We start from the raw sequence: 6,428 nt of genomic DNA, 5'->3' as shown, positions 1-6,428 counted from the left end.
CTCGGCTAGCCTGCCGATGGCATCCTCAAGGTCGTCCACGTTGGGCAGCGTGACCATTCTGAAATGGTCGGGATTGATCCAGTTGAAGGCGCGGCCGTGGGAGATCAGGATCTTCTGCTGCTTGAGCAGGTCGAGGGCGAACTGTTCGTCGTCCTTTATCGGATACATTTCGGGGTCCAGCCGTGGGAACAGGTACAACGCACCCTGCGCCAGTTCGCAACTCACGCCGGGGATCTCGTTCAACAGCTGATAGGCCTTATCGCGCTGCTGCTTCAGCCGTCCCCCGGGCAGGATGAGGTCATTGATGCTCTGGTGCCCGCCCAGCGCTGTCTGGATCGCGTGCTGGGCCGGAACATTGGCACAGAGTCTCATGTTGGCCAGCAGGTTGATCCCTTCAATGTAATCTGCAGCCCGATGCTTGGGCCCAGTAATCGCCATCCAGCCGCTTCGGAACCCGGCGATCCGGTATGCCTTCGAAAGACCGCTGTAGGTCAGGCACAGCACGTCGTCACCCGTGACGGTCGCCGCGTTGATGTGAACCGCATCGTCGTACAGGATCTTTTCGTAGATTTCATCGGCGAAGATGATGAGGTCGTGCTCGCGCGCCAACTTCACCATCCCCTCGATGATTGAGCGTGGGTAGACCGCCCCGGTGGGGTTGTTGGGGTTGATGAGTACTATTCCCTTGGTCCGGCTCGTGATCTTTGCTGCAAGATCCTCGAGATCGGGCCACCAATGGTTTTCCTCGTCGCAGAGGTAGTGCACGGCAGTGCCACCGGCCAGGGACACCGATGCGGTCCACAGTGGGTAGTCGGGGGTGGGCACGAGTACCTCGTCGCCGTTGTTCAGCAAGGCCTGCAACGACATGGTGATCAGTTCGCTGACACCGTTGCCCAGGTAGACGTCGTCGACGTCCATGTGGGTAAGGCCGCGACCCTGGTAGTACTGCACCACTGCCGTTCGTGCTGAAAAAATGCCGCGGGAGTCGCTGTAGCCCTGGGCTTTGGGGAGATGGCGGATCATGTCCACCAGGATGGCTTCCGGGGCTTCGAAACCAAACGGCGCTGGATTACCAATGTTCAGCTTCAGGATCCGGTGTCCTTCGGCCTCCATGAACTTGGCATGATCGAGCAGCGGCCCCCGGATGTCGTAGAGAACGTTCTGGAGCTTGTTTGACTGCTTGAATTCTGCCATTTACACAGGATGCCACAGCAGAGCGGTGGGATACGTGATTAGCACTCCGTAGCGCCTCTCGGCGCTGCCTTTCGTTACGGCTGACGGAACCTATTCCGATAGTCCTTGGCCTGGACCTCTTCCCTGGCGGCAGGCCGCTCAGATCTGCCTATACTGGTCCAGCCCTGAGGCTAACAACTCTCGACCCGCCCTCGACGCCGTAAGCCTCGAAGCTCTCCCGACGAGCGCGTTGGCCAGGCCTGATTCACCGGCGTACCAGGGAAGTGATTCGTGCAGTGGGCGCTAACCCGCTGGGTAAATCCGCACTGCTGCAGCATGTTCACTGATTGTCCTCACAGTAAATTCTCCATGCATAAGGCGACATCTACCAGCCCCACCCGGTCAAGGGTGGGCAGGTCGGAGAGGTTCACCCAGGCGGCCCGGTCGGTCGATCCATTAGCCTCATGGCGGAGCGATCCATCGATGGTGCGAGCTCGATAAACAATCCTGAGTGCGTGCATCGGCCTGTCAGAACCGTTGAGGCGGTCGGATGCTGCGATGTGGAGGCTGTCGACACCCAACAGGTGATCGAGCTCGGCCGTGTAGCCGGTCTCTTCATATATTTCGCGGACGGCAGCAGCCGGCGCGTCTTCGCCCAACTCCAAACCTCCGCCGGGAAGAGTCCAGCCAGCGGCCCCGGATTCGTTCCAATGCGCCAGAAGGATTTTGCCGTTGTCGATAATCAGCCCGTAAGCCCCAATCCTCGTATCCCATGCAGCACTCATGGCGGCAAGTCTAACCAGCGTGCGGTGTGAGTGGTCCTGCTCCCGGCAATGTATCGCTCGTCAGATGCTGGAACTTGACCCGCCGGGCAAAATGTTAACTACTTAACAGTATGGATCTCCGACAGTCGACCGTGTTCAAGCTGCACCGGGCAACAACACTGGTGACCCGGGTGTCCGACGAGTACCTCATCGCACGTCATGGCATCCACTACGCACCTTTCCTGGTCCTGTTGACCCTTCGCATCGCTGGCCCGTCTCCGCAGCGGGCAATAGCCCAGGGACTCGACGTGAGCAGGGCATCGGTCACTCAACGCGTCCACCAGCTCAGGGAGCAGGGCCTGGTCAGCGTGTCGATCAACGCCGCAGATCCGCGGGCGAACGTGGTCGACCTGACGCTCTCGGGTCGGCGGCTAACCGACGCCGCGTGGCACGGGCTCGAAGCGACGCTTAGCGCCGTCGACGACGGTGTGGACGACGGATTACTCCGACATCAGCTCGAAAAGCTGATTACTAACTGCACCACTGCCCTTTCAGTGGTCAACGCGACCGACCACAGGACTGAGTGATGTTCCCTTCCCCAATCATCGCGGCGCCCATGGCCGGCGGCGTATCGACCCCGGCCTTGGTGTCAGCTGTCGCGCGGGCCGGCGGCCTTGGCTTCCTCGCTGCGGGCTACAAATCAGTCACGGCTTTGCGCGCTGAGATTGCATCGGTCCGCTTGACCGGCCTGCCTTTCGGGGTGAACCTGTTCGTTCCCGGTGGTCCTGCGAAAAACCGGGAACCGCTGTTGGCCTACCGCGCGAAGCTGGCTTCCCTTGCTGACCGTTATGGCGTGGTACTGCCCGATCCCCAGTACGACGACGACGGCTGGGACTCCAAAGTCCGCACCCTGATGGACGAGCCAGTCCCCTTCGTAAGCCTGACTTTCGGGCTACCGGACCGGGCAATCATTGGCGCACTCCAGCAACGCGGCACCGTGGTCATCTCAACGGTGACATGCCAACGTGAGCTAGTCGTAGCCCAGGAGCACGGGGTCGACGCTGCTGTAGTCCAGCACAGTTCAGCGGGAGGCCACAGTGCTGTCTTCGATCCCAGCCATCCGGCCGAGAGGCCAACCACCGACATTGCAGCCCTGATTGCCTCGCTGATCCCGAACTCCACAGTCCCACTGATTGCAGCGGGGGGTCTCACCGGAGGACGGGACATCCGGCGGACGCTCGACACCGGGGCGACAGCCGTTCAGCTCGGAACACTGTTTGTGCGAACCCATGAAAGCGGTGCGCGCCAGATCCACAAAGACGCTCTCGCCTCCCTGGCATTTCCGGGGACTGCGGTGACCCAGGCATTCAGCGGAAGACCGGCAAGGGGGCTCGAGAATCAGTTCATGAGGGAACACCGCGATGCCCCGCTCGGATACCCGGAAGTGCATCATCTGACATCATCCCTGCGCGCGGCAGCCGCAGCTGCTGGCGATCCTGAGCTGCTGGCGTTGTGGGCCGGCACGGGGTACCGCGCCGCTCAGCCGATTGGGGCGACCGACCTGGTGGCACACCTAATAGCCGAGCTCGACCGCTAGGGTGGAACCCAACCGCAATCGTTCACGAGGAAGTGGCTTGCCCATGGCTGAAGACGCCGCACCTACCCTAGCCGCCCCCAACCGTGCGCGGGATACCCCGATGCTCGATCAGACAGACCAGCAGATCCTGAAGGAGCTGGTCGCCGACGCACGGATCACCAACGCGCAGCTCGCGGAGCGGATCGGGGTGGCGCCGTCGACGGCTCTCTTACGAACGAGACAACTCGTGGACCGCGGAGTGATCAGCGGGTATCACGCACAGCTCGATTTCGCGGCAATTGGCCGCGCCGTTCAGGCCATGGTCTCGGTCCAGCTCAAGGGTCATAATCGCGAGGAGATCGATCGGTTCACTGATCGGGTGCCGAATCTTCCGGAGGTAGTTTCCACCTTTCACGTCGCAGGATCGGTGGACTATTTGCTGCATCTGGCGGTGCCAAGCACGGAGGTCCTGCGGGACTGGGTACTGGACCATCTGACGACAGATCCGGTGGTAGGCCACACCGAGACGACCCTGGTGTTCAACCATTTACCGGGCAATACCGGGGTGTTGCCTTAGCCTCGACGACGGACGCTGCGGGGCCAGGTGCAGCTGGGCCCCTACAGCCGCAGGCCTGAGTGGTGCGCGGCCGCTAGATCCCGCCGTCGCTCGTCGTGAGCATGGATTGCTTCACTGTCGCGGGCCTGATCGAGTGCGAGTCGCTCGCCGATGGAGACCAGGCGGTGACCCACCAGGATGAGAAGGGCGTCGAAACCCGTGGGCCTGACGGACGGGGAATAGGTGGCAAAAGTGGTCATCACTGCTTCTTTTCTACGTCAAAGGTTCGGATGAAGCTGGCTTCCCCTGATGCTGTAGCGGAATGTCGAATTGTCCCTGCAGGATGGGGAAAGCGTTGAAGTGCAGCTGCACTGCGCGAGCGTCGGGATCGGTAGCGCCGCTGTCACGATATTTCGCCAGAAGGGCTCTGGCGTGGTTAAGCATCTCTTCAGTGATCTCGGCCAGCTGCCCGGCAGTCAGCCGGGCGTTCATGGTGGCGATAACCGACCCGTCAAACCAGTCCTGTGGGAGGTAGTCATAGCCTTGTTCCATGAAGTCCTGTAACAGAGCCGCCCGGTGATGCTCAATCTCACGGTTGAGTATTCGAGACGCGTGCAGGGCCGCAGGATCTTCGGCCAGATCACTGGAAAACAGGCTTAGCGCACCCGGTGGACGCTCCCACCAGCGCTCCCGGGCTGAGCCCTTACCCTCCACCTCTCGGACCAGTTGGTGCTTGGCGAGTTGGCGAAGGTGATAGCTGGTCGCACCACTCGATTCTCCAAGCCGGGCAGCAAGTGTGCTGGCGGTCTGGGGGCCGAGTTGAGATAGCTGCTCCAAAAGCTGGATTCTAAGCGGATGAGACAGCGCTTTGAGCCCGGCGAGATCCAGGGTGCGGTCGGCTGACTGGGCGTCGGATCCGTGGCGTGTACTCATAGACCCAAGATACAGTTACAAAACTTTCTTTGCAAGGGTTTCTTTGCATAGAAATCTTTGTAGTGGGGCCTCAGTAGCTGGGCGGTGAAAGCTACCCAGGGAGGTGGCCTCGAAGTGTGCTGCGCAGGCTTCGCATTGCCAGAGCAAAGCTTGCCAGAGCGATCAGTCCCGCGAAGCCCGCTACCGAACGGTCCAGTCCCCACGCTTGGGTGGCGGCACCAAGGCCGACCACCGGAAGGCTGCTTCCCAGGTAGGTGAGGACATAGAGGGTACTGATGATCTGGGCATGCTGGGATGGCTCCACCCGCAGGGACACCTCGTTGAACACCATCCGAAACGCCACCCCCTGTCCCGCCCCGGCAATAACACACGCCACAACCAAGAGCGGCACACTGTCGATAGACCCAGCCACAGGGATCAGTGCCACCCCCACCCCTAGTGCGGTCAGCCCGAGTCCGACGACATGCCTACCCCGCACCTTCATCAATTGGCTCAGCGCCGACGAGGCCAGGACCAGAGCTGCCAGGAGCCCGATCAGGGGCCGGGAGCTAGTGTCGGCGAGCGAGGCAAAGTACGTCGGCGCCAGGCTGAGGGTGAAACCGAAAACGGCAAAACTGAGGAATCCAACTGCTGATGCATTCCAGAAGGCCCTACCAGCGGCTTTCGACACAGCGGGACGACGCGGCTTCAGGGCACGGAGGGGCGACGCTGGGTCAGCCGTCCTGATGGCTGGCCGGGCCTTCAGGGTGAGCAGCGGAACCAGGAGCATCAGCAGGACCACAGAATAGATGGCGAACGGGGTCCTGCTGGGATCGGGCAGCAGGGATAGCAAGCCGCCGATGATTGGCCCGGCAGCAACTCCCCCGGCTGACGCCAGCAGCGTGAATCGTGAAGCCCAGTCTGGTCGGTGTGGCAATAGGTCCCGCAATGCAGCGGAACTGGCCCCGGTCGCCAGGGCGACCGCCGCACCCTGCAGGCAGCGCCCCAGAACCAGCATTGGAAGCGAGGTTGCTGCTCCGAATACCCCTGCCCCGGCAAAACCGATCAGGACGGCGAGCACCAGGGCCGCCCGCCGGCCAACATGGTCAGACCAATGGCCCACGAGCAGCAAGCCGACCACCAGCGACACCACATAGGCGGAGAAAGCCACTGTGACTTCGAGCGGCGAAATTCCAATCTTTGACTGCAGGAGTGGATAGATCGGCGTTGCCAGGTTGGCCCCGATAAGGAGGGTCGAGATGACCACCGCAGCCAGCACCAACCGACTTTTGACTGACGCGTCCCAGCCCCAGCGGACCTTGTCCGACGGCTTCATCCGCAGCTCGCTGAGAACACTCACTTCGACTCCATACAGTTAAACAAACAGCACATATCCCCCTTATTCTCCGGTTCTCAGGTGCAATCGGAGCATTTTGGATAGTAAACT

Annotated in this window: 8 protein-coding genes; 3 read left to right on the top strand and 5 right to left on the bottom strand. The window is 61.4% G+C overall.

Going from position 1 to position 6,428, the window contains the following annotated elements:
• Both B384_RS0102660 and B384_RS0102655 read right to left on the bottom strand, forming a co-directional pair.
• Positions 1–1,194: pyridoxal phosphate-dependent aminotransferase (locus tag B384_RS0102660; RefSeq protein WP_019481600.1), on the bottom strand; the 1,194-nt coding region annotated here is incomplete at its 3' end.
• 332 nt (positions 1,195–1,526) lie between these two features.
• Entirely contained in the window at positions 1,527–1,958 is a 432-nt protein-coding gene (locus tag B384_RS0102655) for an NUDIX hydrolase (RefSeq protein ID WP_019481599.1), read from the bottom strand.
• 110 nt (positions 1,959–2,068) lie between these two features.
• Here B384_RS0102655 and B384_RS0102650 point away from each other — a divergent pair, with 110 nt between their 5' ends.
• Genes B384_RS0102650 through B384_RS0102640 form a run of 3 tightly spaced genes read left to right on the top strand, consistent with a single transcriptional unit; the run spans position 2,069 to position 4,090 of the window.
• A complete protein-coding gene (locus tag B384_RS0102650) occupies positions 2,069–2,524 on the top strand; it encodes a MarR family winged helix-turn-helix transcriptional regulator (RefSeq protein WP_035766240.1) in 456 nt (151 codons plus the stop codon).
• Entirely contained in the window at positions 2,524–3,534 is a 1,011-nt protein-coding gene (locus B384_RS0102645; RefSeq protein WP_019481597.1) for an NAD(P)H-dependent flavin oxidoreductase, read from the top strand. Before B384_RS0102650 ends, B384_RS0102645 begins: the two co-directional genes overlap by 1 nt.
• A gap of 43 nt (positions 3,535–3,577) precedes the next feature.
• Positions 3,578–4,090 (top strand): Lrp/AsnC family transcriptional regulator, encoded by a 513-nt coding sequence (locus tag B384_RS0102640; RefSeq protein WP_019481596.1) that lies wholly within the window; start codon positions 3,578–3,580, stop codon positions 4,088–4,090.
• Between the two features lie 41 nt (positions 4,091–4,131).
• Here B384_RS0102640 and B384_RS0102635 read toward each other — a convergent pair whose 3' ends face one another.
• The 3 genes from B384_RS0102635 to B384_RS0102625 all read right to left on the bottom strand — a co-directional run bounded on the left by B384_RS0102635 (position 4,132) and on the right by B384_RS0102625 (position 6,341).
• Complete coding sequence (locus B384_RS0102635) at positions 4,132–4,329, bottom strand: hypothetical protein (protein ID WP_019481595.1); 198 nt, start codon at positions 4,327–4,329, stop codon at positions 4,132–4,134.
• Between the two features lie 13 nt (positions 4,330–4,342).
• Positions 4,343–5,002, bottom strand: coding sequence for an ArsR/SmtB family transcription factor (locus B384_RS0102630; protein WP_019481594.1), 660 nt, complete (start codon positions 5,000–5,002; stop codon positions 4,343–4,345).
• Positions 5,003–5,093: 91 nt separating this feature from the next.
• Positions 5,094–6,341 carry an MFS transporter gene (locus B384_RS0102625; RefSeq protein ID WP_019481593.1) on the bottom strand — a complete coding sequence of 416 codons (1,248 nt, stop codon included), beginning with the start codon at positions 6,339–6,341 and terminating at the stop codon, positions 5,094–5,096.
• Positions 6,342–6,428: the final 87 nt, after the last annotated feature.

It is taken from the genome of Arthrobacter sp. TB 23, from assembly GCF_000294595.1.
Classification (GTDB): Bacteria; Actinomycetota; Actinomycetes; order Actinomycetales; family Micrococcaceae; genus Arthrobacter_D.
This window is presented reverse-complemented; position numbering and strand designations above follow the sequence as displayed.

What these genes read in the sequence shown, in the direction of transcription:
- B384_RS0102655 (WP_019481599.1), bottom strand. Translation starts at nt 1,958, where the DNA reads ATGAGTGCTGCATGGGATACGAGGATTGGGGCTTACGGGCTGATTATC.
- B384_RS0102650 (WP_035766240.1), top strand. Translation starts at nt 2,069, where the DNA reads ATGGATCTCCGACAGTCGACCGTGTTCAAGCTGCACCGGGCAACAACA.
- B384_RS0102645 (WP_019481597.1), top strand. Translation starts at nt 2,524, where the DNA reads ATGTTCCCTTCCCCAATCATCGCGGCGCCCATGGCCGGCGGCGTATCG.
- B384_RS0102640 (WP_019481596.1), top strand. Translation starts at nt 3,578, where the DNA reads ATGGCTGAAGACGCCGCACCTACCCTAGCCGCCCCCAACCGTGCGCGG.
- B384_RS0102635 (WP_019481595.1), bottom strand. Translation starts at nt 4,329, where the DNA reads ATGACCACTTTTGCCACCTATTCCCCGTCCGTCAGGCCCACGGGTTTC.
- B384_RS0102630 (WP_019481594.1), bottom strand. Translation starts at nt 5,002, where the DNA reads ATGAGTACACGCCACGGATCCGACGCCCAGTCAGCCGACCGCACCCTG.